At 72.8% G+C, this 26,946-nt stretch carries 26 protein-coding genes; 13 read left to right on the top strand and 13 right to left on the bottom strand.

Annotated features, from left to right (window positions below; translation table 11 throughout):
- Positions 1-23: 23 nt before the first annotated feature.
- Positions 24-554: a 5-(carboxyamino)imidazole ribonucleotide mutase gene (gene purE, locus ABC138_RS14060; protein ID WP_345914077.1), complete on the bottom strand. Its 531-nt coding sequence runs from the start codon at positions 552-554 to the stop codon at positions 24-26.
- Positions 551-1,723 (bottom strand): 5-(carboxyamino)imidazole ribonucleotide synthase, encoded by a 1,173-nt coding sequence (locus ABC138_RS14055; protein WP_345914076.1) that lies wholly within the window; start codon positions 1,721-1,723, stop codon positions 551-553. Before ABC138_RS14055 ends, purE begins: the two co-directional genes overlap by 4 nt.
- Positions 1,724-1,778: 55 nt before the next feature.
- Between ABC138_RS14055 and ABC138_RS14050 the strand changes: the two genes are divergently transcribed.
- Complete coding sequence (locus ABC138_RS14050; RefSeq protein ID WP_068322057.1) at positions 1,779-2,315, top strand: GtrA family protein; 537 nt, start codon at positions 1,779-1,781, stop codon at positions 2,313-2,315.
- 22 nt (positions 2,316-2,337) lie between these two features.
- On the opposite strand, the gene ABC138_RS14045 is transcribed toward ABC138_RS14050, so the two are convergent.
- Genes ABC138_RS14045 through ABC138_RS14030 form a run of 4 tightly spaced genes read right to left on the bottom strand, consistent with a single transcriptional unit; the run spans position 2,338 to position 5,926 of the window.
- Positions 2,338-3,342, bottom strand: a complete 1,005-nt coding sequence (locus tag ABC138_RS14045; protein WP_345914075.1) for a HAMP domain-containing sensor histidine kinase — start codon at positions 3,340-3,342, stop codon at positions 2,338-2,340.
- Positions 3,339-4,007, bottom strand: coding sequence for a response regulator transcription factor (locus ABC138_RS14040; RefSeq protein WP_068322051.1), 669 nt, complete (start codon positions 4,005-4,007; stop codon positions 3,339-3,341). Before ABC138_RS14040 ends, ABC138_RS14045 begins: the two co-directional genes overlap by 4 nt.
- Positions 4,008-4,024: 17 nt before the next feature.
- Complete coding sequence (locus ABC138_RS14035) at positions 4,025-5,107, bottom strand: adenylate/guanylate cyclase domain-containing protein (protein ID WP_245634768.1); 1,083 nt, start codon at positions 5,105-5,107, stop codon at positions 4,025-4,027.
- Between the two features lie 30 nt (positions 5,108-5,137).
- Positions 5,138-5,926: a biotin--[acetyl-CoA-carboxylase] ligase gene (locus ABC138_RS14030; protein ID WP_345914074.1), complete on the bottom strand. Its 789-nt coding sequence runs from the start codon at positions 5,924-5,926 to the stop codon at positions 5,138-5,140.
- 24 nt (positions 5,927-5,950) lie between these two features.
- Here ABC138_RS14030 and ABC138_RS14025 point away from each other — a divergent pair, with 24 nt between their 5' ends.
- From ABC138_RS14025 to ABC138_RS14015, 3 genes are all read left to right on the top strand, one after another.
- Complete coding sequence (locus tag ABC138_RS14025) at positions 5,951-7,591, top strand: acyl-CoA carboxylase subunit beta (RefSeq protein WP_068322513.1); 1,641 nt, start codon at positions 5,951-5,953, stop codon at positions 7,589-7,591.
- Positions 7,592-7,629: 38 nt separating this feature from the next.
- Positions 7,630-7,878 (top strand): acyl-CoA carboxylase subunit epsilon, encoded by a 249-nt coding sequence (locus tag ABC138_RS14020; RefSeq protein WP_345914073.1) that lies wholly within the window; start codon positions 7,630-7,632, stop codon positions 7,876-7,878.
- Positions 7,879-8,047: 169 nt separating this feature from the next.
- The gene (locus ABC138_RS14015; protein ID WP_068322035.1) at positions 8,048-8,638 is read left to right on the top strand and encodes an MOSC domain-containing protein; all 591 of its coding nucleotides are present in this window, start codon (positions 8,048-8,050) and stop codon (positions 8,636-8,638) included.
- Here ABC138_RS14015 and ABC138_RS14010 read toward each other — a convergent pair whose 3' ends face one another.
- On the bottom strand, positions 8,639-9,169 hold the full coding sequence (locus ABC138_RS14010) for a ribonuclease H (protein WP_068322034.1): 531 nt from the start codon (positions 9,167-9,169) through the stop codon (positions 8,639-8,641). It abuts the gene before it with no gap.
- 90 nt (positions 9,170-9,259) lie between these two features.
- Here ABC138_RS14010 and ABC138_RS14005 point away from each other — a divergent pair, with 90 nt between their 5' ends.
- Positions 9,260-10,945, top strand: coding sequence for a DUF885 domain-containing protein (locus ABC138_RS14005; protein ID WP_345914072.1), 1,686 nt, complete (start codon positions 9,260-9,262; stop codon positions 10,943-10,945).
- 33 nt (positions 10,946-10,978) lie between these two features.
- Here the strand turns inward: ABC138_RS14005 and ABC138_RS14000 are convergent, their stop codons facing one another.
- Positions 10,979-12,250 carry a lipase family protein gene (locus ABC138_RS14000; RefSeq protein ID WP_338537754.1) on the bottom strand — a complete coding sequence of 424 codons (1,272 nt, stop codon included), beginning with the start codon at positions 12,248-12,250 and terminating at the stop codon, positions 10,979-10,981.
- 137 nt (positions 12,251-12,387) lie between these two features.
- On the opposite strand from ABC138_RS14000, the gene ABC138_RS13995 reads away from it, so the two are divergent.
- Positions 12,388-13,017, top strand: a complete 630-nt coding sequence (locus ABC138_RS13995; protein WP_068423889.1) for a nucleoside triphosphate pyrophosphatase — start codon at positions 12,388-12,390, stop codon at positions 13,015-13,017.
- Positions 13,018-13,022: 5 nt separating this feature from the next.
- On the opposite strand, the gene ABC138_RS13990 is transcribed toward ABC138_RS13995, so the two are convergent.
- From ABC138_RS13990 to ABC138_RS13980, 3 genes are all read right to left on the bottom strand, one after another.
- The gene (locus ABC138_RS13990) at positions 13,023-14,096 is read right to left on the bottom strand and encodes a S8 family serine peptidase (protein ID WP_068322028.1); all 1,074 of its coding nucleotides are present in this window, start codon (positions 14,094-14,096) and stop codon (positions 13,023-13,025) included.
- Positions 14,097-14,194: 98 nt separating this feature from the next.
- Positions 14,195-15,757 (bottom strand): acyl-CoA carboxylase subunit beta, encoded by a 1,563-nt coding sequence (locus tag ABC138_RS13985; RefSeq protein ID WP_068322022.1) that lies wholly within the window; start codon positions 15,755-15,757, stop codon positions 14,195-14,197.
- Between the two features lie 29 nt (positions 15,758-15,786).
- Positions 15,787-16,983 (bottom strand): acyl-CoA dehydrogenase family protein, encoded by a 1,197-nt coding sequence (locus tag ABC138_RS13980; RefSeq protein WP_068322018.1) that lies wholly within the window; start codon positions 16,981-16,983, stop codon positions 15,787-15,789.
- 62 nt (positions 16,984-17,045) lie between these two features.
- Here ABC138_RS13980 and ABC138_RS13975 point away from each other — a divergent pair, with 62 nt between their 5' ends.
- The 3 genes from ABC138_RS13975 (at position 17,046) to ABC138_RS13965 (ending at position 19,015) form a co-directional block, all read left to right on the top strand.
- Positions 17,046-17,423: a MerR family DNA-binding transcriptional regulator gene (locus tag ABC138_RS13975; RefSeq protein ID WP_068322510.1), complete on the top strand. Its 378-nt coding sequence runs from the start codon at positions 17,046-17,048 to the stop codon at positions 17,421-17,423.
- A gap of 91 nt (positions 17,424-17,514) precedes the next feature.
- Positions 17,515-18,306: a hypothetical protein gene (locus tag ABC138_RS13970; protein ID WP_068423885.1), complete on the top strand. Its 792-nt coding sequence runs from the start codon at positions 17,515-17,517 to the stop codon at positions 18,304-18,306.
- 7 nt (positions 18,307-18,313) lie between these two features.
- Positions 18,314-19,015 (top strand): class F sortase, encoded by a 702-nt coding sequence (locus tag ABC138_RS13965; RefSeq protein ID WP_068423883.1) that lies wholly within the window; start codon positions 18,314-18,316, stop codon positions 19,013-19,015.
- On the opposite strand, the gene ABC138_RS13960 is transcribed toward ABC138_RS13965, so the two are convergent.
- Entirely contained in the window at positions 18,976-19,917 is a 942-nt protein-coding gene (locus ABC138_RS13960) for a PfkB family carbohydrate kinase (protein WP_068322010.1), read from the bottom strand. The two genes, ABC138_RS13965 and ABC138_RS13960, sit on opposite strands and share 40 nt — an antisense overlap.
- Before the next feature lies 1 nt (position 19,918).
- On the bottom strand, positions 19,919-20,689 hold the full coding sequence (locus tag ABC138_RS13955; protein WP_255218223.1) for a TylF/MycF/NovP-related O-methyltransferase: 771 nt from the start codon (positions 20,687-20,689) through the stop codon (positions 19,919-19,921).
- A 105-nt stretch (positions 20,690-20,794) separates the two neighbouring features.
- Between ABC138_RS13955 and ABC138_RS13950 the strand changes: the two genes are divergently transcribed.
- The 4 genes from ABC138_RS13950 to ABC138_RS13935 all read left to right on the top strand — a co-directional run bounded on the left by ABC138_RS13950 (position 20,795) and on the right by ABC138_RS13935 (position 26,865).
- The gene (locus tag ABC138_RS13950) at positions 20,795-21,703 is read left to right on the top strand and encodes a MoxR family ATPase (RefSeq protein ID WP_068322002.1); all 909 of its coding nucleotides are present in this window, start codon (positions 20,795-20,797) and stop codon (positions 21,701-21,703) included.
- Positions 21,690-23,168, top strand: a complete 1,479-nt coding sequence (locus ABC138_RS13945; protein WP_345914071.1) for a VWA domain-containing protein — start codon at positions 21,690-21,692, stop codon at positions 23,166-23,168. The genes ABC138_RS13950 and ABC138_RS13945 overlap by 14 nt, the downstream gene beginning before the upstream one ends.
- 383 nt (positions 23,169-23,551) lie before the next feature.
- A complete protein-coding gene (locus ABC138_RS13940; protein ID WP_068321994.1) occupies positions 23,552-24,253 on the top strand; it encodes a response regulator transcription factor in 702 nt (233 codons plus the stop codon).
- Positions 24,250-26,865, top strand: coding sequence for a DUF4153 domain-containing protein (locus ABC138_RS13935; RefSeq protein ID WP_345914070.1), 2,616 nt, complete (start codon positions 24,250-24,252; stop codon positions 26,863-26,865). Before ABC138_RS13940 ends, ABC138_RS13935 begins: the two co-directional genes overlap by 4 nt.
- Positions 26,866-26,946: the final 81 nt, after the last annotated feature.

Raw genomic sequence — 26,946 nt, 5'->3', positions numbered from 1 at the left:
CTAGGGGAATGCAGGGGGTGCGCTCAGCCGCCGGCGACCCGCCGGCGCAGGCGCTCCCCCTTCGCGTGCGCCTGCGCGGACAGGTCCCCGGCGAAGGTCTCCAGGGCGGAACGCAGCCGGGCCGCCTCCTCGCCCTCGCCCGCGGCGAGGATCCGCGCGGCCATGAGCCCGGCGTTGCGCGCTCCTCCGACCGCCATGGTCGCCACGGGGATGCCGGCCGGCATCTGCACGATCGACAGCAGCGAGTCCATGCCGTCGAGGTGCGCCAGCGGGACGGGCACGCCGACGACGGGCAGGGTCGTCACGGACGCGAGCATGCCGGGCAGATGGGCGGCGCCGCCGGCGCCGGCGATGATGACCTGCAGGCCGCGGTCCGCGGCCTGCTGCCCGTAGGCGATCATCTCGGTCGGCATGCGGTGCGCCGAGACGACGTCGGCCTCGTAGGCGATGCCGAGGTCCTCGAGGACCTGCGCCGCGGCCTCCATCGTCGGCCAGTCGCTGTCGCTGCCCATGACCAGACCCACGCGGGGGGTCGAGGCGTCGTCACCGGTCATTCGCTGATCACTCCCTGGATGTAGTCGGCCGCGTGCCGGGCCCGCTCGCGCAGGTCGGCCAGGTCGCTGCCGCTGACGTTGACGTGCCCGATCTTGCGGCCGGGGCGCACGCCCTTGCCGTAGAGGTGGACCTTGAGCTCCGGGTCGCGGGCCATGAGGTGCCGGTAGGTCGGGTACAGGTCGGTCGGCTCCCCGCCGAGGACATTGCCCATGACGGTCCACTCGGCACGCGGCCTCGGTGAGCCGAGCGGCAGGTCGAGCACGGCCCGCAGGTGCTGCTCGAACTGACCGGTCACCGCGCCGTCCATGCTCCAGTGGCCGGAGTTGTGCGGGCGCATCGCGAGCTCGTTGACGACGACGCTGCCATCGGCCAGCTGGAAGAGCTCGACCGCCATCACCCCCGTCACGTCGAGCGCGGCGGCGATGTCCAGCCCGATGGCCGTGGCCGACGCGGCCGTCCGGGGGTCCAGGTCGGGCGCCGGCGCGATGACCTCGGTGCAGATCCCGTCGGTCTGCACCGTCTCGACGACCGGCCAGACCGCGGCCTGGCCGGAGGGGCTGCGGGCCAGGAGGACCGCGAGCTCCCGGACGAAGGGGACGCGCGCCTCGAGCAGCAGCCGGTCACCACGCTCCGCAGCGGCGGAGAGCCACTCGCGCACGTCGTCGATCCCGTCGGCGACGAGCACCCCCTTCCCGTCGTAGCCGCCCCGCGGCGTCTTGACGACGACGGGCCACCCGACCTGCGCGGCGAAGGCGAGGACCTCCCCTTCGTCCGTCGCGACCGTCCACGGCGGGCACGGGACGCCGGCAGCGGTCAGGGCCTCCCGCATGACGATCTTGTCCTGGGCGTGCAGCAGCGCTGCGGGCCCGGGGTGGACGGCGACGCCGTCGGCGAGGAGGGCCTCGATGACCGGCGCGGGCACGTGCTCGTGGTCGAAGGTGACGACGTCGCAGTGCCGGGCGAACTCGCGCACCGTCTCGACGTCGCTCGCCTCACCCACCGGCGCGAAGGGGGCGACGAGCGCCGCCGACGAGTCCTCGGCCTCGGCGAGGACGGCCAGGGTGATGCCGAGCTCCGCGGCGGGACCGGCGCACATCCTGGCGAGCTGGCCACCGCCGATGATGCCGACGACGGGAAAACCTCCGGGGGCGCGTGGGGGGATCGACACGTGCGCAAGGATACGGTGCGCCTTTTTGGCCCGTGCCCCGATTACGCTGCTCGAGATGTCCGAACCCACCGACACCTCCCCTGACGCGTCCGGCGCGCCCTCGCCGACCCAGCGGAAGAGCGGTCTGGCGGGCCTCGTCGACACCGTCTGGCACGAGGTGGCGAAGTTTGGCGTCATCGGCGCCCTGTCCTTCGTCATCGACCTCGGCGGGATGAATCTGCTGACCCACACCGTCCTCGGCGACAAGGTGACGACGGCCCGCCTCATCAGCGGTGTCGCGGCGACGCTCTTCGCGTGGTTCGGCAACCGCAGCTGGACCTTCGCCCACCGGCGGTCCCGGCCGGTGCACCACGAGGTCTCCCTCTTCTTCGTCGTCAACGGGCTCGCGCTCGTCATCTCGACGCTGTGCCTCGTCATCTCGCACTACGGGTTCGACTTCACCTCGCGCCTCGCCGACAACGTCGCCACCGTCATCGGCATCGGGGTGGGCACGATCTTCCGCTTCTGGACCTACCGTCGCTTCGTCTTCGCCAACGAGCCGATGGACGAGGACACCTCGCCGCTCGAGGGCGGCGGCCGCCACATCGCCTGACGAAGGGGGCCGGACCCGCGGGTCAGCGGCTGCCGGGCGCCGAGAGGAAGACGGCGAAGACCGCCGGGTGGGCCTGCACGAGCTCGAGCCGCCCGCCGTTGCGCTCGGCGAGCTGGCGGGCCAGGCCGAGCCCGAGGCCGGAGCCGTGCGACGTGACCGAGCGCTCGAAGATGTGCGGGGCGATCGCTGCCGGGATGCCCTCCCCCTCGTCGCGCACCTCGATGACGACCGAGCCGCTCGAGCCGCGCATCTCGATCTCCACGCGTCCGGCACCGTGGTTGAGCGAGTTCTCGATGAGGGTCTGCAGGATCTGCGACAGGTCGACCGGGGAGCTGCGCACGGCCAGACCGGGCGGCCCGACGACCCGCATCGTGCGGCGCGCCGCGGTGAAGGCCGGCTGGTACTCGCGCTGCAGGCCCGCGAGGACGGAGTCGAGGGAGATCTGCGGGAGGGCCTCGTCCCCCTTCGAGCGGTCGCGCATCGTGTCGACCACGCCCGTGAGGCGCTCGACCTGGGTGACCGCGACCTCCGCCTCGTCCCGGATGGCCTCCAGGTCGTCGATCTGGCTGATCTCCTCCAGGCGCATGAGCAGCGCGGTGAGCGGGGTGCGCAGCTGGTGGGAGGCGTCGGCGGCGTAGTCACGATCGAGCGCGCGCTGCTGGGCCAGCTCACCGGCGAGGCGCGCCAGGTCCCCCGTGGCGGCGTCCACCTCGGGGAGTCCGTGGACCGAGCGCGGCAGGGCCCCCTCGCCGTCGCGGATCGCCGCGATCTGCTCGCGGATGTAGTGCAGGCCGCGCTCACGGCGGCGCTCGACGGACCTCACGACGGGGATGGTGACCCCCGCGGCGATCCCGGCCCCGAGGGCCGGTGCGACGAGGGCCCACGCGACGAGGTCGAGGCCGAGGACGGTGACGCCGTCGAAGCCAGCTGCTGCCACGGCGACGGCGACGAGGACCACCGCGGTGAGGACCGCCGCGGCCACGACCGCCGCGAGGACGATCCGCCAGATCCGCCCCGTGGAGGTCACGCGTCGAATCTGAAGCCGACGCCACGGACCGTGGCGATGTGCCGAGGGTCGGTGACGTCGTCACCGAGCTTGCGGCGCAGGACGGAGATGTGCATGTCGAGGGCCTTGGTCGAGCCGTACCACTCGGTCTCCCAGACCTCGGCCATGAGCTGCTCGCGGGTGACGACGCGACCGCTCTCGCGCACGAGCACGCTCAGCACGGAGAACTCCTTGGCCGTGAGGGCGAGCTCCTCGCCGTGGAACCACACGCGGCGGCTGTCGAGGTCGATGCGCAGCGGGCCGGTCGCCTCGACGACCTCGTCGCCGCGCCGGCGCAGCAGCGCGCGCACGCGAGCCATGAGCTCGGCGACGCGGAAGGGCTTGGTGACGTAGTCGTCGGCACCCGCGTCGAGCCCGACGACGGTGTCCACCTCGTCGGCGCGGGCGGTGAGGATGAGGACCGGCACGTCGGAGCTCGTCGCCCGCAGCCGTCGGCAGACCTCGAGACCGTCGAGGGTCGGCAGGCCGAGGTCCAGGACCAGCAGGTCGGGCGGCAGGTTGAGCGCGGCATCGAGCGCGTCACGCCCGTCGGCGTGCACCGTGACCTCGTACCCCTCGCGGATGAGGGCCCGGGCCAAGGGTTCGGAGATGGCGGTGTCGTCCTCGGCCAGCAGCACTCGTGTCATGGCTGGATCATAGGAACTCATCCGCGGACGTGCGCGGTGACATCGGCGGCGCGTCGCACACCCGTGACGCGGACGAGCCGGCTGGGCGCGACCTCGCCGATGCCGCGGAGCGAGCGCCGACGGGTCGGCAGGGTCGAGAACCCGCTGAGCGGCTCGAGCAGCCGGGTGAGGGCGTCGTCGACGTACACACCCCCGGGCGGGGCGACCGCGGTGAGCCGGCTGGCGCGGTTGACCGTCGTGCCGAAGACGTCGCCGAGGCGCCGCACGACCGGGCCGTGCGCCATGCCGACCCGGGCGGAGGGCAGGAGGTCGTCCTCGCTCATCGCCTCGACGAGGTCGAGGGCGATGGCGGCAGCGGGCGCGACGTCGAAGGTCTGGAAGAGCACCTCGTCGCCCACCGTCTTGACGACCCGTCCGCCGTGCGCGGTGACGATGTCGGTGCACAGGTCCTCGAAGCGCTGGACCATCCGCGCGAGGTCGCGCTCGGTGAGCCGGCGCACCACCGAGGTGAAGTTCACGAGGTCGGCGAAGCCGATGACCGACGGCCGGGAGCCGTCCTCCTCGACCGTGAGCAGGCGCTGGATCGTCGCCGTGAGCTGGCGGCGCCACACGTACACCACGAGCGGCTCCAGCTCGTCGGCCAGCTCGGTGATCCAGGCAGCGGCCGCCTCGGCGTCACGGGCCCGGTCGGGCTCCGGGCCGGCGTCCTCGTCACCGTGGCGCTGACGGGCGACCTCCTCGGTGGCGAGCTGGGCCTGCCACGCCGCGAGCCGGTCCATGGTCCGCGCGATGGCACGGGTCATGTTGAGGGCGAGCTCCTCGGGCAGGTCGTCCTGGCGCACCATCGTCGCGACCCGGGACAGCGCCTCGAGGTCGGCCTCGGTGAACATCGCGTCGCCCTCCTGGACGACGGGGAAGCCCATGGCGTGCCAGAACTTGCGGGCCGAGCGGATCGACACGCCGGCGATGCGGGAGACCTCGCGGCGCCCCATGGAGGCGGGGCGCCCGAGCAGCGAGCGCTCGAAGCCCTCGAGGGCGGCACGGCCGCTCCCTTCGTCCTCGGCGTCGGGGGCGCCGGCGTGGCGCGGGTCGTGCGACAACGGCACCTCCACGGGTCGCCTCGGGCGGGATCAGGGTGAGGTGGACGTGCCCGCGGGGCGGATGTGCTGCACGTCACCCGCGGCCACGGTATCCGAGCCGCTCGCGCCGCTCACGACGAGGCGCCCGTGGTCGTCGACGCCGGTGGCCGTCACCGGCTCCACGGTGCCGTCCGGGCGGTGTACCTCGATGGCCCGGCCGATGGTGGCGCAGGCGCGACGGTAGGCGTCGTGGACCCCCTTCGCCCGGTCGCCGGAGGCGGTGAGGTCGGCGTGGAGGCGGCGCAGGTGGAGCAGCACGGAAGCGGCGAGCGCGGTGCGGTCCGCGTCGACGCCGGCGAGGCGAAGGGAGGTCGCCGTCGCCACGGGCAGCTGCTCGCGGGTGTGGTGCACGTTGATCCCGATGCCGACGACGATCCCGTCACCGGCGGGCCGCATCTGGCACAGGACGCCGCAGACCTTGCGCTCGTCCTCGTCCGGCAGGAGGACGTCGTTGGGCCACTTGAGGTCGGCGCGGACCCCGACCTCGGCGACGGCAGAGCGCACGGCGAGGCCCGCGGCCAGCGGCAGCCACCCGGGGTCGGGGACGACCGGCACAAGGACCGACAACGCGAGCCCGGCGCCGCGCGCCTCCTGCCACGGGCGGCCGAGCCGCCCGCGCCCCGCGGTCTGCAGCTCGGCGAGCACGGGGGCCCACGGCTCGGCCCGCTCCAGGGCGACGACGTTGGTCGACCCGGTCTCGTGCAGGTGCACCACGTCGGGCCACTCGTGTGACCTTCGCAACGACGCGGTCAGACGATGGACGTCGATCGGATCCGGCATGTCGGCAAGGCTAGGCTGCCGCCCATGTCCCAGAGCACCGAGACCACTGACGCGCAGGCGATCGGTGGCACCGACGTCCCCAGCGGCATCGACATCCACACGACCGCGGGCAAGCTCGCCGACCTCAAGCGCCGGGTGGCCGAGGTCGCGCACGCCGGGTCCGAGCGAGCCGTCGACAAGCAGCACGCACGCGGCAAGAAGACCGCGCGCGAGCGTCTCGCCCTCCTGCTCGACGAGGGGAGCTTCGTCGAGATGGACAAGTACGCGCGCCACCGGTCGACCGCCTTCGGCCAGGAGGCCACCCGGCCCTACGGCGACGGAGTCGTCACCGGCTACGGCACGGTCGACGGGCGTCAGGTCGCGGTCTTCGCGCAGGACTTCACCGTCTTCGGCGGGTCCCTCGGCGAGGTCTTCGGCGAGAAGATCACCAAGGTCATGGACTTCGCGATGAAGATCGGCTGCCCGGTGATCGGCCTCAACGACTCCGGCGGCGCGCGCATCCAGGAGGGTGTCGTCTCCCTCGGTCTCTACGGCGAGATCTTCAAGCGCAATGTCCACGCGTCCGGCGTCATCCCGCAGATCTCGCTCATCATGGGCCCCTGCGCCGGCGGTGCCGTCTACTCCCCCGCCGTCACCGACTTCACCGTCATGGTCGACCAGACCTCGCACATGTTCATCACCGGCCCCGACGTCATCAAGACCGTCACCGGTGAGGACGTGGAGTTCGAGGACCTGGGCGGCGCCCGCTCGCACAACACCAAGTCCGGTGTCGCGCACTACATGGGCACCGACGAGGAGGACGCCATCGACTACGTCAAGGCGCTCCTGTCCTACCTGCCGAGCAACAACCTCGAGCAGGCGCCGACCTTCGGCGGCGAGCTCGACCTGACGGTCAACGACACCGACCTCGCGCTCGACACGATCATCCCGGACTCGGCCAACATGCCGTACGACATGAAGGCCGTCATCGAGTCGGTCGTCGACGACGGCGAGTTCCTCGAGGTGCACCCGCTCTTCGCGCCCAACATCATCTGCGGCTTCGCCCGCATCGAGGGCCAGTCGGTCGGTGTCGTCGCCAACAACCCGATGCAGTTCGCCGGGACGCTCGACATCGACGCCTCGGAGAAGGCCGCGCGCTTCGTGCGCACCTGCGACGCCTTCAACGTCCCGGTCCTGACCTTCGTCGACGTGCCGGGCTTCCTGCCCGGTACCGACCAGGAGTGGAACGGCATCATCCGCCGCGGCGCCAAGCTCATCTACGCCTACGCGGAGGCCACCGTCCCGCTCGTCACGGTCATCACCCGCAAGGCCTACGGCGGCGCGTACGACGTCATGGGCTCCAAGCACCTCGGCGCCGACATCAACCTCGCGTGGCCGACCGCCCAGATCGCCGTCATGGGCGCCCAGGGCGCGGTCAACATTCTCTACCGCAAGCAGCTCGCCGCCGCCGAGGCCGAGGGACGCGACGTCGAGACCGCGCGCGCCGAGTTCATCACCGCCTACGAGGACGCGCTGGCGAACCCGTACGTCGCCGCCGAGCGTGGCTACATCGACACCGTCATCACGCCGAGCAACACCCGGATGAACGTCAGCCGCGCGCTGCGGGCCCTGCGCACCAAGCGCGAGACCCTGCCGCCCAAGAAGCACGGGAACATTCCGCTGTGACGTCGTCGCAGGCTCAGACGTCTGATCGGCTCCACGCTGTGACGGGCGCACCCGAGCAGCCCGAGACCGATGCGACGGCTCCGACGGGTCCGCGGATCGAGGTCCTCGGCGATGCCTCGCCCGAGCAGGTCGCGGCCCTCGTCGCGGTCCTGTCCGGCGGCCTGGGCGGCGGCGCGGAGGAGGCCCCGGCGGGCCCCCCTTCGGCCTGGTCCTCCCCGGAGCGGCTCGTCCGCCCGCCGGTGCACCCCTCGCGAGCAGGGTGGGTGGCCTCCGGCCTCCCCCGCTGAGGGCCAGATCGAAAGAACGACCCAGTTACCCGCGGGTACGACGCCCACTCGTCGGGGCGCCGACGACTGCACCCCCGGAAATCGGGGCCCACGCAGCATCGGGCTCGCACGAGTGGGTGTCGTACCCGCGAGTCACGTCCGGGGCGAAGGGGGCGCGTAGCCTGTCGCGGTGTCCTCACCGCAGCCGCAGGTCCTGTCCGTCAACGTCGGCCGACCGATGGTGCAGCGCATCCCCCGCGGCCGTCCCACCGGGATCGGCAAGCAGCCCGTGGAGGTCATCAGCGTGAGCGACCCGGGGCCCAAGCGCGTCGAGGACGGTGCAGGTGTCTCCGGCGTCGGCGGCGACCACGTCGGCGACGGTCGGCACCACGGCGGTTCGGACCAGGCCGTGTACGCCTTCGCCCGGGAGGAGCTCGACGCCTGGGAGCGGGAGCTCGGCAAGGAGCTGCCGCCCGGGATGTTCGGGGAGAACCTCACGACGGCGGGCATCGACGTCGACGCCGCCGAGGTCGGGGACCGCTGGCAGGTCGGCACAGCCGTCCTCGAGGTGCGCGGGCCACGCGTGCCGTGCGGGACCTTCGCCGAGCGGATGGGCGAGCGCGGGTGGGTCACGCGCTTCGCTGCGCACGGACGCAGCGGCGCCTACCTCCGCGTCGTCCAGCCGGGTGAGATCCGTCCCGGCGACCCGATCACGGTGACCCTCTCCGGGTCCGGCCTGGACCTGCCGACCCTCCTGCGCACCCTCCTGCGCCGCCCCTGATCAGAAGAGCGAGAGCGGCTCGTCCTGCACCGCCCGCTCCACCACCGTCTCGGCCGTCCCGGAGCGGGCACCCGGGATACCGGGTCCGGGGACGGGGGCGGCCCCCTTCGCCCACGCGGCTGCGGCGGTCGTGGCGAGCCGGTCGGCATGCTCGTTGAGCTCGTGGCCGGCGTGCCCCTTGACCCACTCGAAGGTCACCGAACGTCCCGCCATCGCGGCGTCGAGCGCCTGCATGATCTCGAGGTTGAGGACCGGCTTGCCGTCCTTCTTGCGCCAGCCCTTGGCCTTCCACCCCGGCATCCAGGAGGTGATCGAGTTGATGACGTACTTGCTGTCGCAGATGACGTGCAGGTCCTCGTCGAGGTGCGCGGTCTGCTGCAGCAGGTCGAGGACCGCGGTCAGCTCACCCATGTTGTTGGTCCCGTGCGCCCAGCCGCCGAGGTCCCAGCGCTCCTCGTCGACGTACCAGCCCCAGCCTGCGGGTCCGGGGTTGCCGAGGGCGGAGCCGTCGGCGGCAGCGGTGAGGGTCATGAGGTCACTCCGGGGGACGTAGGGGGGAACGTGTGCACGCCCGATCCTCGCAGGACCACGATGACCGGGTTGACGAGTAGCCTCGCGCGGGTGACCACCGAGCAGCGTCGCCCGCAGACCGAGATCGACCGCATCGCCGAGGCCCACCTCGACGCCGAGGTCGACCTCTCCCCCATCACCGCGACCTACCTCGGTCTGCCGGGGCACGACGGCGAGCTCGACGACCTCTCACCGGCCGGCTTCGAGGCCGCCGCGCGGCTGCGCCGACGCACCCTCGGCGCGCTCGACGCCGCGGCCCCGGTCGACGACGTGGACCGGGTGACCGTCGAGGCGATGCGCGAACGTCTGGGGCTCGCCGAGGAGATCCACGCCGCCGGTCTGGACCTGCAGGAGATCAACGTCATCGCCTCGCCGATGCAGTCGGTGCGTGATGTCTTCGACCTCATGCCGACGGCCACCGCGGACGACTGGGCGACGATCGCCACCCGCATGGCCGCTGTCCCCACCGCCCTCGAGCAGTGGACCGACTCGCTCGCCGCCGCCGCGTCCCAAGGCAACATCGCCCCCCGTCGTCAGTACGACCGGTGCATCGAGCAGTGCGCGGACCTCGTCGCGGACGACGGGTACTTCGTCGGCCTGCTGGCCGGCGCCACTCTCGAAGGGGGTGACCCCCTACCCGGGACGCTCGCCACCGACCTGCGACGCTCGGTGGACGCCGCCGCAGCAGGCTTCGCGGAGCTCGCCGAGCGCCTGCAGCCCCTGCGTGACCTGGCGCCCCGGGCGGACGCCTGCGGGCGCGAGGCCTACCAGCTGTACTCGCGGACCTTCCTCGGCGCGGAGGTCGACCTCGAGGAGACGTACGCCTGGGGTCAGGAGGAGCTGGCTCGCATCAGCGCCGAGATGGGGGCGGTCGCCGAGCGGATCCGCCCCGGGGCCACGGTCAAGGAGGCGATCGAGGCGCTCGACGCCGACCCGCGCTACCAGCTGCACGGCACCGACGCCCTGCGCGCGTGGATGCAGCGCACCGCCGACGAGGCGATCGAGCTGCTCGACCCGCACCTGGACATCCCCGAGCCGGTGCGCACCATCGAGTGCCGCATCGCCCCGACCGAGACCGGCGGGATCTACTACACCGGGCCGAGCGACGACTTCTCCCGGCCCGGCCGCATGTGGTGGTCGGTGCCCAAGGGCGTCACGCAGTTCGGCACGTGGCGCGAGCTGACGACCGTCTACCACGAGGGCGTCCCGGGCCACCACCTCCAGGTGGGCCAGACGATCTTCCGCAAGGAGCTGCTCAACCGCTGGCGCCGGCTGGCGTCGTGGACCTCCGGCCACGGCGAGGGCTGGGCGCTCTACGCCGAGTGGCTGATGGCCGAGCTCGGCCACATGGACGACCCCGGCAACCGGATGGGGCTGCTCGACGGGCAGTCGCTGCGGGCCGCGCGCGTCGTGCTCGACATCGGGGTCCACTGCGGCTTCGAGGCCCCGCCGGAGGTCGGTGGTGGCGCGTGGACCTACGACAAGGCCTGGGACTTCCTCTCGGCCCACGCCAACATGGACGAGGGCTTCCTGCGCTTCGAGCTCGACCGCTACCTCGGCTGGCCCGGGCAGGCCCCGAGCTACAAGATCGGCGAGCGCCTGTGGCTGCAGCTGCGCGCGGAGACGGCGCGGAGGGAGGGGGACGCCTTCGACCTCAGGGCCTTCCACCGTCGCGCCCTCGACATCGGCGGCGTCGGGCTCGACACCCTGCGTACGGCGGTGCTCGGGCGGGACTGAGGAGGTCTCGCCCGAGCACCGCTCGTCGCTCGGTCAGAGGCGCCAGCAGCTGCTCGCCTGGTTGAGACCGGCGAAGCGTGCCTCGAAGAAGAGCATCGACTTCTCGACGTGCGGGACCATGCCGCCGACGTGCGTCGGGGTCAAGCCGGCGTTGAAGGAGACGCGCGTGCCCTGGTCGCACCAGTCACTGCCGAGCTGCCTGCCGACCGCGTACGGGATGACGTCGTCGCCGAGCGCGTGGTTGATCTGCACCGGGGCGTTGGGCTCGAGCGTCCCGATCCGCTGCTTCGCGACCGCCGAGGCGAAGGGCTCCTCCTCGAGCAGCTCCGTGAGCTTGTGCCCGCTCGTCGTGTACCTCGAGGTGTCCAGGTGGGCGTAGGAGAGGAGGTCGAACACGCAGGCACCCTCGACCTCGCTCGCCAGCTGCTGCCCCGCCGGGTTGAGGTGATCGGTGACGTCGATGTGCTCCGCCGCCGCCACGCCGAGCGTGGCGAAGAGCGCGAAGAGGGTGTAGGTCGTGCCGTCGATGTTGGTCCCGACCTCGGCCAGGTCGGCCGGCGGCGCCCCGATGGCCGAGCCCTTGATGTCCAGCTCGGGTGCGTACGTGGACGCCAGCTCGGCGGCCGCGGCCGCCGCCCCGCCGCCCTGGGAGTAGCCCATGAGGCCGACCGGGGTCCTGGCGTCGAGGCCGCTGCCCTGCAGGTCCTGCGCGGCGCGGGCCATGTCGAGCGTCGCCCGTCCCTGCGGCTCGCGGGCCATGTAGGTGTGCGACCCCGGCGTGCCGAGGCCCTGGAGGTCGGTGATGCCCACCGCGTAGCCGCGTCCCACCGCACGAGCGACACCGATCCCTTCGTACTCGACGAAGCTCTCCATCTGCCGGGACGGGGCGCACCGGTCGCCCATGCCCTGGGTGCCGGGGGCGTACGAGATCAGCGGACGCCGCGAGGCACCGACGTAGGTCGTCCTCGGCACGAAGACCGTGCCGGTCACCGCGATCGGGGTGCCGCTGCCGTCCGTGGACGAGTACATGACCCGCGTCGCGGTGACCACCGACGAGGACAGGCCGAAGGGGTCGAGCAGGAAGGGGGCCGGCTCGCTGCGGATGATCGTGCCGGGGGTGCTCGGGATCCTCGCCGGCGGCTCGTAGAAGGCCGGGCGGGGTGGCTCGGGGGTGTCGGTCAACGTCCGGGCACCGGCGGTACCGGGGACGTCGCGGTGGTCGGCGCCGGCCTGGCCGGCGAGGGGCAGACCGAGGGCCAGGGCCACCGCGGAGGCGGCCACGGCACGCTTCGTCGTCGAGAACATGCGCATCCTGTCGTCGAGGGAGGGGTCGAGGTCCCCCGGACAGGTGTGGTGGCTCCCTGCGGACGACATCGTCGGTGTGGTGGTGGGCCCTATGTTACCCGTCAGTCATCTCGCGGCAACTGGGTGATGATGTGGCCATGACCTCAGTCGTCCTCGCCTCCGCATCCCCCGCACGTCTGGCCCTGCTGCGTGCCGCCGGCATCGATCCGCAGGTCGTGGTGAGCCACGTCGACGAGCCGACGCTCGAGGCGGCGGCCCGGCAGCGTGACCCACACCTGTCCCCGGCCGCGCTGGCCCAGCTCCTCGCGGAGGCGAAGGGGGCCTCCGTCGCCGATCGCCTGCCCCCCGGGACCGACCTGGTCATCGCCTGCGACTCCGTCCTCGAGATGGACGGTCGGGTCCACGGGAAACCGGGGACGGCCGAGGTGGCGCGGGAGCGCTGGCGCACGATGCGCGGGCGCTCCGGCGAGCTGCACACCGGGCACCACGTGATCGACCTGCGCACCGGCAGGACGGCCGGCGCCCCGGCGAGTGCACGCGTGCACTTCACCGGGGCGTCGGATGCGGAGGTCGACGGCTACGTCGCCACCGGGGAGCCGCTGCACGTGGCCGGGGGCTTCACGATCGACGGGCTGGGCGCCCCCTTCGTGGAGCGGATCGAGGGCCACCCGAGCACCGTCATCGGCCTGTGCCTGCCGCTGCTGCGGCGCCTGCTCACCGACCTCGACGTGGCGTGGTGGACGGTGTCAGCGGCGCCGCAGGCCTGATCGGCTCAGCCGCGCGGGTAGGCGACGGCCGCCTCGGCGTCGACGATGCCGCGGCCGTAGAGCGGGCTGAAGCCGCCGCGGGTGCCGAGCAGCGGGTCGCGCGAGGTGGCGAGGATGGCCTGCTCGACGTCGGCCAGGTCACGACCCTGTCCGTAGAGGATCGCCGCGACGCCGGCGACGTGCGGGGTCGCCATCGAGGTCCCGGCGAAGGCGGCGTAGTCCGTGCCCTCGCCGCACTCGTCCGTGCCGGTGCCGCGGGGGACGGTGGAGAGGATGTCGTCGGAGCACTCCCCGCCGAGGAGGCGGCCGGACCCGCCGGGGGCGGCGACGCCCTTGCCGCTGAGCTTCACCGGGAGCTCGGAGAAGTAGGACTTCTGCTCGTCGCGGTCGGTCGCGCCCACGCAGATCGAGTCGCTGCTGAAGGCCGGGTCGTTGCAGACGAGGGTCGAGGAGTTGCCGGCCGCGGCGACGGTCAACGTGCCCTTGTCGCGGGCGTACTGGATCGCGTCCATCATCGTCGTGTCGAGACCGAGGATGGAGAAGATCTGCGTGCCGGGCAGGCCGCCGAGGCTGAGGTTGACGACGTCGGCATCGTGGTCGGCCGCGTAGCGGATGCCCTCGGCGATGTCCTCGTTGGTGCCGGAGCCGTCCTCGAGGACCTTGATCGGCATGACCTGGGCGTCGGGCGCGACGCCGGCGACGCCGATGCCGTTGTCCGCCGTGCCGACGATCGTGCCGGCCACGTGGGTGCCGTGGACGTCGGGGTCCTGGCCCACACCGTCCTGCCCCTGCCAGCTGCCGTCGCCGCAGGACCCGGTGGCCTCGCCGCAGACGAAGTCGGCCCCGGGCACGAGACGACCCTGCAGGTCCGGGTGACCGAGGTCGACGCCGGTGTCGACGACGGCGACGACGACGCCCGCACCGCGGCCGGAGGACCAGGCCTGCTCGGCGTGCACCTGGTCGAGCCCCCACAGGTCGGGGCGGAGCGGGTCGTTGGTGGCGGCGCCGGCGGAGCCGGCGGTGGCGACGAGGCCGATCGCACAGGCTGCGGCGGCGAAGGGGGCTGTCCAGCGCGTCATCAGGGTGTTTCCTTCGTCAGGGGACGTGGCTACCCAACGGTAAGGAAGAGCGAGCGATCTCGCAGCGCGAACGGCAGGACCCCGGTCGCCGCCCCAGGTCAGACGGGCGGGATCCCCCGACGGCGCTCGGTGAACCGGCGGTCGCGACCCCGCGCGTGGCGCAGTCGGGCGAGCAGCTCGCCCCGCAGCTCCTCCGGCTCGATGACCTGGTCGAGGACGAGGTCGGCGGCGAGGCGCTCGAGGTCGACGTCCTCCTCGTACTCGGCGCGACGGGCGGCGATGAAATCGTCGCGGGCGGCCTCCCCTTCGTCGGCCTCGACCTGGGCGATCTTGTTGGCGTAGACCGCGTTGACCGCGGCCTCGGGGCCCATGACGGCGATGCGGGCGGTCGGCAGCGCGATCGTCGCGTCGGGCGCGAAGCCCGGCCCGCCCATCGCGTAGAGCCCGGCACCGTAGGCCTTGCGGACGATGACGCAGAACTGCGGCACCGTCGCCGAGGCCACCGCGGAGACCATCTTGGCGCCGTGGCGGATGATGCCACCCCGCTCGACCTCGGCGCCGATCATGAACCCGGGGACGTCCGCGAGGTAGACGAGCGGGATCGAGTAGGCGTCGCAGAGCCAGATGAAGCGCGCGGCCTTGTCGGCACTGTCGGTGAAGAGCACGCCACCCTTGGCCATCGAGTTGTTGGCGACGATGCCGACGGTCTCGCCCGCCATCCGGCCCAGGCCCACGACGAGCTCGGGCGCGAAGAGCTGCTTGACCTCGAAGAAGGAGTCGTCGTCGACGAGGCCGTCGATGACGTCGTGGACGTCGAAGGGCTGCGACTCGCGCTCCGGGATCGTCGCGGCCGTGAGGGGTACCGCCGGCTCCTCCGGGAGGTAGGTGGGCAGGTCGCTCCGCCAGCTGAGCGGGAGATAGCTCAGCCACAGCCGCGCCGTCTCGATCGCCTCGGCGTCGTCACCGACGAGCACGTCACCGACGCCGCTCACGGTGCAGTGCATGCGGGCGCCACCCATCTCCTCCAGGGAGACCCGCTCCCCCACGACCATCTCGGCCATGCGCGGGCTACCGAGGTACATCGACGCGTTGCCCTCGACCATGATCACGAGGTCGGTGAAGGAGGGGATGTACGCGCCGCCCGCGGCGCTCGGGCCGAAGAGGCAGCAGATCTGCGGGACCCGGCCCGACAGCGCGACCTGGTTGTGGAAGATGTGGCCGGCGCCGCGGCGGCCGGGGAACATCTCGACCTGGTCGGTGATCCGCGCACCGGCGGAGTCGACCAGCCAGAAGACCGGCAGCTCCTCGCGCAGCGCGGTCTCGGTGGCGCGCACGATCTTCTCCACCGTGCGGGCGCCCCACGAGCCGGCCTTGACCGTCGGGTCGTTGGCGATGACGATGACCGGCCGGTCGTCGACGAGGCCACGGCCGGTGACGACGCCGTCGGCCGGGAGCCCCGGGGCGAGGGCGTTGGCGTAGCGGCCGTCCTCGACGAAGGAGCCCTCGTCGACGAGCAGGGCGATCCGGTCGCGGACGTAGAGCTTGCCCTGCGCCTCGAGCTTGGCGGCGGCCTGCTCGCTCGGGCGCTCGGAGGCCTCGTGGGCCTCGCGGATGCGGCGACGGACGTCCTCGACCTTGGGATCGAGAGGGTAGGTGCTCACGGGTGGTGCTCCCTTCGCTCGTCGCTCGCTCAGACCGGCAGGCCGAGGTGGCGGGCGATGACCATGCGCTGGACCTCGGAGGTGCCCTCGCCGATCTCGAGGATCTTGGCGTCGCGGTAGAAGCGTGCGACCGGGTACTCCTCCATGAAGCCGTTGCCCCCGAAGACCTGGGTCGCGATGCGGGTGGCGCTCACGGCCGCCTCGGAGGTGTAGAGCTTGGCGATCGAGGCCGCCCTGGCGACCTCCTTGGCGGAGCGGCGGCCGCGGTCGGCCTCGTCCTTGAGCCACGCGGCCTTGTAGGTGAGCACGCGGGAGGTCTCGGCCATGACCGCGAGGTCGGAGACCTGGAAGCTCACGCCCTGGTTGGCCCCGATCGGGCGCCCGAAGGAGGTGCGCGTCTGGGCATACTCCGTCGACAGCTCGAGCATCCGCTGGGTCAGGCCGGTGGCGAGCGCGGAGATCGCGATCCGCCCGTCGTCGAGGGTCTTGAGGAACTGACGGAAGCCCTGCCCCTCCTCGCCGACGAGGTGGTCGGCGGGCACGCGGCAGCCGGCGAAGGACAGCCCGTGGGTGTCGGAGATGTGCCAGCCGAGCTTGTCGTAGGGCTCCTCGACGGTGAAGCCGGGGGTGCCGCTCGGCACGATGATCGCCGAGATCTGCGGGCGGCCCTCGGCGCTCGTGCCGGTGCGGACCGTCACGGTGACGAGCGAGGTGATGTCGGTGCCCGAGTTGGTGATGAAGGACTTGGCGCCGTCGATGACCCACTCGTCGCCGTCGCGCCGGGCGGTCGTCCGGGTGCCACCGGCGTCGGAGCCGGCATCGGGCTCGGTGAGGCCGAAGCCGGCGAGCGCGCGCCCGGCGACGAGGTCGGGCAGCCAGGTGTCGCGCTGCTCGTCCGTGCCGTAGGTGAGGATCGGGTTGATGCCCAGGCCGACGCCCGCCGACAGGGTGATGCCGATCGACTGGTCGACCCGGCCGAGCTCCTCGATCGCGACGCACAGGGCGGTGAAGTCGGACTGCACCACGCCGTCGACGGTCTCGGCGGAGCCGCCCCAGCGCTCGGGGACGACGAGGCCGAAGAGCCCCAGGTCGCCCATCCGGCGCACGACCTCGAGGGGCAGGTGGTGGTCCTTGTCCCACCGGGCGACGTGCGGCTCGACCTCCTTGTCGGCGAAGTCGCGCACGCTGGCGCGGAAGTCCTCGTGGTCCTGCGAGAGCTCGAACATGTCGTGTCTTCCGAGACGAAGGGCGCTTGACGTTGACGTCAACGTAAAGCATGCTCCCGTCCATGACAAGCGCGACCTGGACGATCCGCGAGATGGCGGACGAGTTCGGCGTGACGACGCGCACGATCCGCCACTACGAGGCCCTCGGCCTGATCTCCCCGGAGCGGCGAGGGACGACCCGGATCTTCCACCGCCGCGACCGCACCCGCCTGGCCCTCGTGCTGCGGGGGCGGCGCCTGGGCTTCCCCCTCGACGAGATCGCCACGATCATCGACCTCTACGACGCGCCCCGGGGGCATGCCAGCCAGCTCGAGTACGTGCTCGGGCAGATCGACGAGCGGCGCGAGGACCTGCAGCGCCGGCGGCGCGACATCGACGACGCCCTCGCCGAGCTCGACACCTTCGAGCAGCGCTGCCGCGACGAGCTCGACGCCCGCTGACCAATCCGTCCTCCCCCTTCGCTCCGAAGTCCCGGCACGAGGCCCCACCGGTCACCCGAGATCGGCCCGGCCAACGACACAGGAGTCAGGTATGCACACCTTCACCAAGGCCGCTCTCGCCACCCCGGCCGCGTGCGCGATCCTCTTCGCGGGAGCCACCGGCGCGAGCGCCGACGAGACGTGGACGATGAACCTCACCGACACGATGGGCAACGACAGCGGGTCGACGTCCACCGCCACGGTCACCGTGGCGGGCGACCAGATGACGGTCGACATCACGGGCACCGGGTTCACCCCGAGCTCGCCGCACGCCCAGCACTTCCACGGCTCGTTCGACGAGAACAAGGACTTCACGTGCCCCACGCCCGCGGCCGACAAGGACGGCGACGGCCAGGTCGACACCGAGGAGGGCCTGCCGACCTACGGCGACATCATGATCTCGCTGACGACGAAGGGGGACACGAGCCCGAAGAGCGGCCTGGCCGTGGACCGCATGCCCGTCGCGGACGCCGACGGCAACCTGAGGTACTCGCGGACGATCACCCTCCCCGAGGGGGCCGGGCCCAAGCTGAAGAACCTGCACGTCGTCCAGCACGGCCTCGACGCCAACGGCAACGGCAAGTACGACATGGACGCGCTCGGCGAGTCCAGCCTGGCGAAGTCCCTCGGCGTCAAGGGCATCCCGGAGGAGGCCACCAACCCGGCGACCTGCGGCACCGTGACGGGGGCCGCGGTCGCAGCGGCACCCACCGGTGGCGTCCAGACCGGTGGCGGCACGACCGAGGGCCTCGAGGCCAAGGGTGCGCTGGGCGCCGGCGCCCTCGCCATGGCGGGCGCGGCCGGCCTGCTCGTCATGCGTCGTCGCCTGACGCAGGAGAGCTGAGCAGGTCGTGCCGCACGACACCCAGGGCCGCGACCGCCGCGCGAAGGGCGTGGCGGTCGCGGTCCTCGCCCTCGCCGTCGCCGGCAGCGGCCTGACCGCCTACGGCCTCTCGCAGCAGGAGACCCGGACGCCGCCCCCCGCGGCGGTGTCGGAGGGCGGGCACGCCGGTCACCACATGGACCCGGCCCCGACGAGCCCGTCCCCGTCGTCCGATCCCGCGCCCGAGCCCACCGCCGAGCGGATGTCTCGGTCGCGCCCCACGTCGATCTCGATCCCGTCGCTCGGGGTGAGCAGCTCGATCACCGACCTCGGCCTGCAGGCCGACCGGACGATGGAGGTCCCGCAGGACGGCACGAGCACGGGCTGGTTCACCGGGAGCCCCACCCCGGGCGAGCTCGGACCATCCGTCCTGGCCGCGCACGTCACCTGGGACAAGGAGCCTGCCGTCTTCTTCGAGCTCGGCTCGATGCGCGAGGGCCAGCGGGTCGAGGTCGAGCGGGCGGACGGCTCGACCGCCGTGTTCGAGGTGAGCGACATCGGGCAGTACCCCAAGACGAAGTTCCCCACCGACGACGTCTACGGCGAGGTCGACCACGCCGCGCTGCGGCTGATCACCTGCGGTGGCCACTTCGACGGGGAGACGGGGCACCACGTCGACAACGTGGTGGTCTACGCCGAGCTGGTCGACGAGCGGGCAGCCGCCAGGTAGGCGTCGATCTCCGCGGCGGTGGGCGCGCTCGTCGGCCCCTTGCGGGTCACCTTGATCGCGCCGGCGGCGTTGGCCCGGCGGCAGGCATCCGGCCAGGTGGCCCCCTTCGCCCGCTCGGCGAGGAGGACGCCGGTGTGCGTGTCGCCCGCGCCGTTGGTGTCGACCGGGGTCTCGGGGAACCCTGGCACGACGAAGGTCTTACCGTCGGCGTGCACCGCGCACCCCCGGTCGCCGTCCCGGACGACCGCCACGGCCCCGTGGCGGAGGTGGGCGGCGACGGCCTCGGCGGCCGGACCCATCCCCGGCGCCCCGCCGAAGTCCTCGGACTCCTCCGCATTGCCCGTCCAGACGTCGGTGAGCGCGACGACCCGGGAGCGAAGGGAGGGGTCCAGCTCGGCGAAGACGGCACCTGGGTCGAGCACGACGAGGACCCCGGCGGGAAGTAACTCGAGCCAGGCGACGATCGGGTCCCTGGTGCGACCCACGAGGCTGTAGCCGCTGACGCACACGAGGTCGCCCGCGACGGGTGCGCTCGTCTGCAGGGACTCGACGCTGATCCGCCGCTCGGCGTCCTGGGTCGTGACGAAGGTGCGCTCCGCAGACGGCTCGACCATGACGACGCAGATGCCGGTGTCGAGCTCCTCGACGACAGGCGCGGACAACGAGACCCCTTCTGCCGCAAGGGTCTCGCGCACGAGGTCGCCGTTGGGTCCCCGACCGTGGGCACCGGCGTGGACCGCCTCGGCGCCCGAGCGGGCCGCCGCGAGGAGGGTCGTCACCGCTCCCCCGGCGTACCGGGTGGCGTCCGTCGCCATGGCGTTGCCGCCGCGACGCGGCAGGCCGGGCACCTCGACGACGACGTCGACGAGCGCCTGGGCGGTGTGGATGACGCGGGGCGCCACCTCAGCCCTCCCGCACCACGTGCACCTTGGCCCGGTGCTCGACGCGCCAGCCCGGCCGCCCGTCGAAGTACTCGTCGGTCGCCGTGCGCGCCCCGGACCAGTGGTAGTAGTCGTCGAGGACGATGCGGCCGCCCGGCACGACATGTGGGGCGATCCGCTCGAGGCAGACCTTCGTCGATGCGTACCAGTCGCCGTCGAGGTGCGCCAGGGCGACCGGGCCGTCGACGTGCACGGTGTCCTCGAAGAGTCCGCGCACCAGCTCGATGTCGTTGTCCGCCACCGGGACCCCGTGGCGGGCGAAGGAGGCGGTCACCTCGCCGAGCAGGTCCTCGCGGTAGCCGTAGTACGTCTGGCCGCCGAGACCCCCGGACTCACCGCGCCGGATCGTCTCGTACCGCTCGTGGACGTCGGCCCCGTCCTCCTCGGTGGGTGGCGGGATCATCCCGAAGACGTCGAAGACCCGCATGGGGCGACCTGCGGCCTTGGCCGCACCCATGACGATCGCGGACCCGCCGAGCGCGGTGCCGCACTCGAGGACCAGGCCCTCGCGACCGGCGCGGTCGGCCTCGGCGACGAGCTCGGCGAGCAGGCGCAGGTCCGCCTCCTTGAGGTAGGTCAGGGACTCCTCGCGCACGCCCGTCACCACGTCCGCGACCCGCGGGGGCAGGTCGATGTCGTCGAAGGGGTGCCTGCTGAAGCCGCGCAGCAGGTCGAGCTCCGCGGTCAGGGCCTGGTTCCGGCTCTTCAGGCGCCGGATCTGGTCGTCGCTCACGTGGGGTCCGTCCTGGGAGGTGGCGAAGGGCGTGGCGCCCACCGTATCCATCGACCCCGCGGACCGGAGCGGACGCGCCCCGAGCCCTCCGGCAGACTGGCGCCCATGACGCACACCCCCCGCTTCGCCTCCGTCGACGACGTCCGTGAGCGGCTCGCGGCCCACGGCTACCTCGCCTCCGACGCGATCGCGACGACGGTCTACCTCGCCGACCAGCTCGGCAAGCCGCTGCTCATCGAGGGGCCGGCCGGTGTGGGCAAGACCGCCCTCTCGGCTGCCGTCTCGGCCGCGACGGACGGCGAGCTCGTGCGCCTCCAGTGCTACGAGGGCGTCGACGAGGCCCGCGCCCTCTACGAGTGGAACCACGCCAAGCAGCTGCTGCGCATCACCGCCGCCGGTGCCCACCACGACTCCCGGGGCGCCGACGAGGCCGACTGGACGTCGGTCAAGGAGGACATCTTCACCGACGAGTTCCTCCTCTCCCGCCCGCTGCTCACCGCGATCCGCAACGAGCACCCGACCGTGCTGCTCATCGACGAGCTCGACAAGGCCGACGTCGAGATCGAGGGGCTGCTGCTCGAGGTGCTCTCGGACTTCCAGGTCACGGTCCCCGAGCTCGGGACGATCCGGGCGAGCCAGACCCCCTTCGTCGTCCTGACCTCCAATGCCACGAGGGAGCTCTCGGAGGCCCTGCGCCGCCGCTGCCTCTACCTGCACATCGACTACCCGGAGGCCGAGCTCGAGCGCCGGATCGTCGCGCTCTCCGTGCCCGGCCTCGAGGACGCCCTCGCCGACTCGATCGTGCGGCTCGTGGGTGCGCTGCGCCGGATGCGGCTGCGCAAGTCGCCCTCGGTCGCCGAGACGATCGACTGGGCCCGCACCCTCGTCAGCCTCGGAGCCGGCGACGAGCCCGACCCGCAGCTCCTGCGCGCCACCCTCGGTGTCGTGCTCAAGCACCGCGAGGACATCGACATGGCGATCGCGCAGCTGGACCTGGACCGTGCCCTCGCGTGACCCGCTCGGCGAGCGCCTCGTCGACCTCGCGCGCTCGCTGCGGCTGCACGGCGTGACCGTCGGGACGTCCGAGGTCGCCGACGCGGCCGCGGTCGCCACCGTCCTCGGGCTCGACGACCGCGAACGGCTGCGGGCCGGCACGGCCGCGGCGATGATGCGCCGCTCGGCCGACCGCGCCGTCTTCGACCAGCTCTTCGACATCCACTTCCCGCCGGCCGTCGGCGGTCGCACGGGGGCGGCCGGCGACCCGGTGCCGACCGACACCGCCGGCGCCCGCGCGCGTGCCGCCGCCATCCGCGAGGACCTCGTGGACGCCCTCGCCCGGGACGACGAGCGCGGCCTCGAGGAGCTCGCCGCGCGGGCGCTCAGCGAGCTCGGCCGCCTGGCCAACGAGGCGACGACGGGCGGGTGGTCCGCGAGCCAGACGCTCGACCGGCTCGCGCCGCAGACGGCGATCGCCGCTGCGCTGCAACGCGCCCGGGACGCCGGCGACGTGCCGGGCGGAGCGGGCGAAGGGGGTGGGGGCACCGGCTCGGGGTCCGGCGCCTCGGGCGGTGGCGGCGCCGGGAGCCCGTGGCGGCCCGAGCGGCTCAGCAACCGCTACGACCGCGACGAGATCCGCGGGCGCGTCGCCGCCTTCCGCCGGGCCGTCGAGACCGAGGCCGCGCGGCGCAACGCGGAGGTCCGCGGCCGCGAGCGCATCTCGCGCTTCGGCGTGCGGGACCCCTTGGAGCGCAAGGACTTCCTGCTCACCGGCACGACCGAGGCGGCCGAGCTGCAGGCCGTCATCGGCCCGCTGTCGCGCAAGCTCGCGGCCAAGCTCGCCGCCCGCCAGCGGCGCCATGCGCGCGGCAGCATCGACATCCGACGCACCCTCCGCTCGGCGATGTCGACGGGTGGCGTGCCGGTGCGGCCGGAGTACAAGCGGCGTCACCGCAGCCGCGCCGACATCGTGCTGCTGTGCGACATGTCGGGCTCGGTCGCGGGCTTCTCCCGCTTCACGATGCTGCTGCTCCAGTCGCTCGCCGGCGTCTTCCGCCGGGTGCGGTTCATTGGGTTCGTCAACACCTGCGACGACATCACCGACCTCGTGCGCGAGTCGCGGGTCGGCGAGGACATCAGCGAGCGCGTGGCCCGCGAGGCGCAGATGACGCGGTGGCACGGGTCCAGCGACTACGGTGCCGCCTTCGAGGACGCGGTCGAGCACCACCTCGACGCCATCGGTCCCCGCTCGACGGTGCTCGTCCTCGGCGACGCCCGCACCAACGGCACCGACCCACGGGTCGAGGCGCTGCGGACCCTCGTGCGGCAGGCCAAGCACGCCGCCTGGCTCAACCCCGAGCCGGCCCGCATGTGGGACACCGGCGACTCCGTCGCGAGCCGCTACGCCGAGGTCGTCGACATGCACGAGGTGCGCAACATCGAGCAGCTGCGGCAGTTCATCTCCCGTCTGCCGGTGACCTGACCCTCCCCTCCCTTCCCCCTTCGCCCTGAACCCGCATTGCCCTAGGGGAATGCGCACCTGATCCCGCATTGCCCTAGGGGACTGCGCACCTGAACACGCATTGCCCTAGGGGAATGCGCACCTGATCCCGCATTGCCCTAGGGGACTGCGCACCTGAACACGCATTGCCCTAGGGGAATGCGCACCTGATCCCGCATTGCCCTAGGGGACTGCGCACCTGAACACGCATTGCCCTAGGGGAATGCGCACCTGATCCCGCATTGCCCTAGGGGAATGCGCACCTGATCCCGCATTGCCCTAGGGGAATGCGGACTCCGGGATCTGCAGACAATCTCCACACGTCGTCCCCGGGATCCACCGATCGCGCTGCCTAGCCTGAACCCATGACCTCCACCCACGCGCCGCGACGGGTCCTCGTCGTCGAGGACGACCCGACGATCAACCAGGCGCTGACCGACCGGTTCGTCGCGGAGGGCTTCGAGGTGTCGCAGGCCCACGACGGGCCGGGGGCGGTGGCGGCCCACGCCGAGCACCACCCCGAGGTGGTCGTCCTCGACCTCATGCTGCCGGGCTTCGACGGGCTGGAGGTGTGCCGCCGGATCCAGGCCGAGCGCCCGGTGCCGGTGCTGATGCTCACCGCCCGCGACGACGAGAGCGACATCCTCGTCGGGCTCGGTGTCGGCGCCGACGACTACCTCACCAAGCCCTTCCGCATGCGCGAGGTCGTCGCCCGGGTCCGCGCGCTGCTGCGCCGCATCGAGCGTGCCGCGGAGCTCTCGCGCGACGCCGGGCCGGTGACCCTCGACGGCCTCGTGCTCGACGCACGCACCCGGCGCTGCACCGTCGAGGGGCTCGCCGTGCACCTGACACCGACCGAGTTCGACCTCCTCGCCCTCCTCGCCCGCGAACCCGGCTCGGTCGCGCGCCGCGAGCGGATCGTCGCCGACCTGTGGGGCTGGGACGAGAGCCTGGGTCGCGGCAGCCTGGACAGCCACGTCAAGTCGCTGCGCGCCAAGGTCGGCAGCCACCGCATCCGCACCGTCCACGGCGTCGGCTACGCCCTCGACGACGGGACGGGTCGATGAGCCGCTCCGCTCCCCTGCTGGAGCTGACCTCGATCCGGACCCGCCTCGGCGTGCTCGTCGGCGCCAGCGTCGTCGTCGCGGCCGTCGTCGGCACGATCGGGACCGACGCCGGGGTCCCGCTCTGGCTCGGCCTGCCGGCGACGATCGGCGTGGCGCTCGTCATCACCCGCTGGCTCGCCACCGGGATGACGACGCCGCTGCTCCAGATGACCGAGGCCGCGCAGCGGATGGCGCGCGGCGACTACGACGCACAGATCACGACGAGCGGGCAGGACGAGGTGGGGAGCCTCGCGCGGGCCTTCAGCTCGATGGCGGGCGAGCTGCGCGAGGCCGAGGAGCACCGGCGACGCCTCGTCGCGACGGTCGCCCACGAGCTGCGCACGCCCCTCAGCGCCCAGCAGGCCCTGCTGGAGAACCTCGTCGACGGCGTCGTCGCCCCCGACGACACGACCCTCGGCGCGGCGCTCGCGCAGTCCGAGCGGCTCGGTGCCCTCGTCACCGACCTGCTCGACCTCTCCCGCCCCGACGGCCGCGGGATCCCGTTGTCCCCCAGCCGTATCCGTGTCCACGAGCTCCTCGACGAGGCCATGGACGAGGCCCGCCTCCAGGGCCGCGAGCTCACGCTCGTCGCCGACGTCGAGCCCACCGACCTCACCGTCACCGGCGACCGTGCCCGGCTCGCCCAGGTGACCGCCAACCTGCTCGACAACGCCGTCCGGCACAGCCCCGCCGGCGGCACCGTCACCCTCACCGCCCGCGCCGAAGCCGAGCGCTGGCAGCTCACCGTCGCCGACGAGGGTCCGGGGCTCTCGCCCGAGCGCGCCGAGCGCCTCTTCCACCGCTTCGGTCCCGGCGGGGACGAAGGGGGTGGCACCGGCCTCGGCCTGGCCATCGCCGCGTGGGTCGCGTCGATGCACGGAGGCAGCATCCGCACGGTCGGCACGGGTGCCGGAGCGCGGATCCAGATGACGCTCCCGCTCGTCCCGCCACGCCCCTCCCCCTCGCCCGCCCCGCTCACCACACAGGAGACCGCCATGACCGCCCAGCCCGTACCCACCACGCCCCTTCGACACGGCGCGAGCGCGCCTCCGGTTCCTGAGGAGGGAGTCCGCGCAGCGGGCGAGCGTCTCGAAGGGCAGGGGGCGGGTGCGGCACCCCCTTCCCTCTCGCTGGCGCGGTGGTGGCCAGAGCGCACGAGCGAGGGGCGGCCCCGGCTGCTGCTCGCCGCGCTCGCCGTCGGGCTGCTCGCCGCGGTCCTCCTGCCGGGCAACGCGATCGGGCTCGGCCTGCTCGTCGTGCTCACCGCCGGCGGCGCGGCGCTGTGGTTCGCCTCGCCGCGTCGCGCCGCGCCCTGGTCGTGGTGCACGGCGGCGCTCGCGCTGCCGCTCGGCCTCACGACGGTGCTGCGCGACGACCCGGCGACGAGCTTCTTCGCGGTCGCCGTCGCCGGCGTGCTCGCCGCCACCGCGTGCACCGACGCACGCACCGTCGCGGGCATCGCGGCCTCGGTCATCGCCTGGCCGCTCTCCGCGCTGCGCGGTCTGCCGCTGCTCGACCGGACGATTCGGATCCTGGCCCGCCGGGGCAGCGCGTGGTCGATCCTGCGTACCGGCGCCGTGAGCCTCGTCCTGCTCCTCGTCTTCGGTGGGCTGCTCGCCTCCGCCGACGCCGTCCTCGGGTCCTGGACCTCGGCGCTCGTCCCCGAGATCAGCGACATGGCCGTCCTGCGCGTCTTCGTGCTCGTCTTCTTCGCCGGGGTGACCCTCGCGGGCCTCTACCTCGCGATCAACCCGCCCGTCGTCGACGGCGCGAGGCCCTCGCCGCGCATCCCAGAGCGCGAGTGGCAGGTCCCCCTCGGTGTCGTCATCGCGATCTTCGTCGCCTTCGTCGTCGCGCAGGCCGCCGCGGTCGTCGGCGGGCACGACTACGTCCTGCGAACCGCAGGGGTGACCTACGCCGAGTCGGCCCGCCAGGGCTTCGGGCAACTGACGCTCGCCACCGCGCTCGTCCTGCTCCTCGTCGCGGGGGTGCGCACCCTGGGACGCACGAGCACAGACCGCGACCGCACGGTCATGCGGGCGATGAACGCGGCGCTGTGCGTCCTCACGCTGCTCGTCGTCGCCTCCGCCCTGCGCCGGATGGCGCTCTACCAGGACGCGTACGGGTACACGACGCTGCGCGTCAACGCCGACCTCTTCGAGATCTGGCTCGGGCTCGTCGTACTCGCGGTCCTCGTCTCGCTCTTCACGCCGTCCCGCCGATGGGTCGGTCGGGCGGTGCTCGTCACGGCCGCGGCCCTGACGATCGTCGGCACGGTCGGCAACACCAGTGCCCGGGTGGCCGAGCACAACATCCAGCGGTGGGAGGAGACCGGCAGGCTCGACACCGAGTACCTGAGCAGCCTGCCGGGCGACGCCGTGCCGGCCATCCACACCAGCTCGCTCCCGGCGCAGCTGAAGACCTGCATCCTCTCGGAGCACCAGGTCCACGGCGCGGGCGACGAGCAGAGCCTGCCGGGCTGGAACCTCGCCCGCTCCCGCGCCGAGGAGATCCGGGCGCTCTACCCCGTGCCGACCGCCTGCGCGCCGGGCCGCGGCTCGTCGACGAGGTGAGCCACGCACCCTCCGTCACGGCCTCGCGGCGGAGGGAAAAGGGGCTCTCCTGACTGATCCGTGGGTCATTTCCGGCCTGGG

It is taken from the genome of Janibacter sp. LM, from assembly GCF_039631275.1.
In the GTDB taxonomy this organism is placed as follows: Bacteria; Actinomycetota; Actinomycetes; order Actinomycetales; family Dermatophilaceae; genus Janibacter; species Janibacter terrae.
Note: the sequence above shows the minus strand (reverse complement) of the source record. Positions and strands in the feature narration are given on the sequence as shown.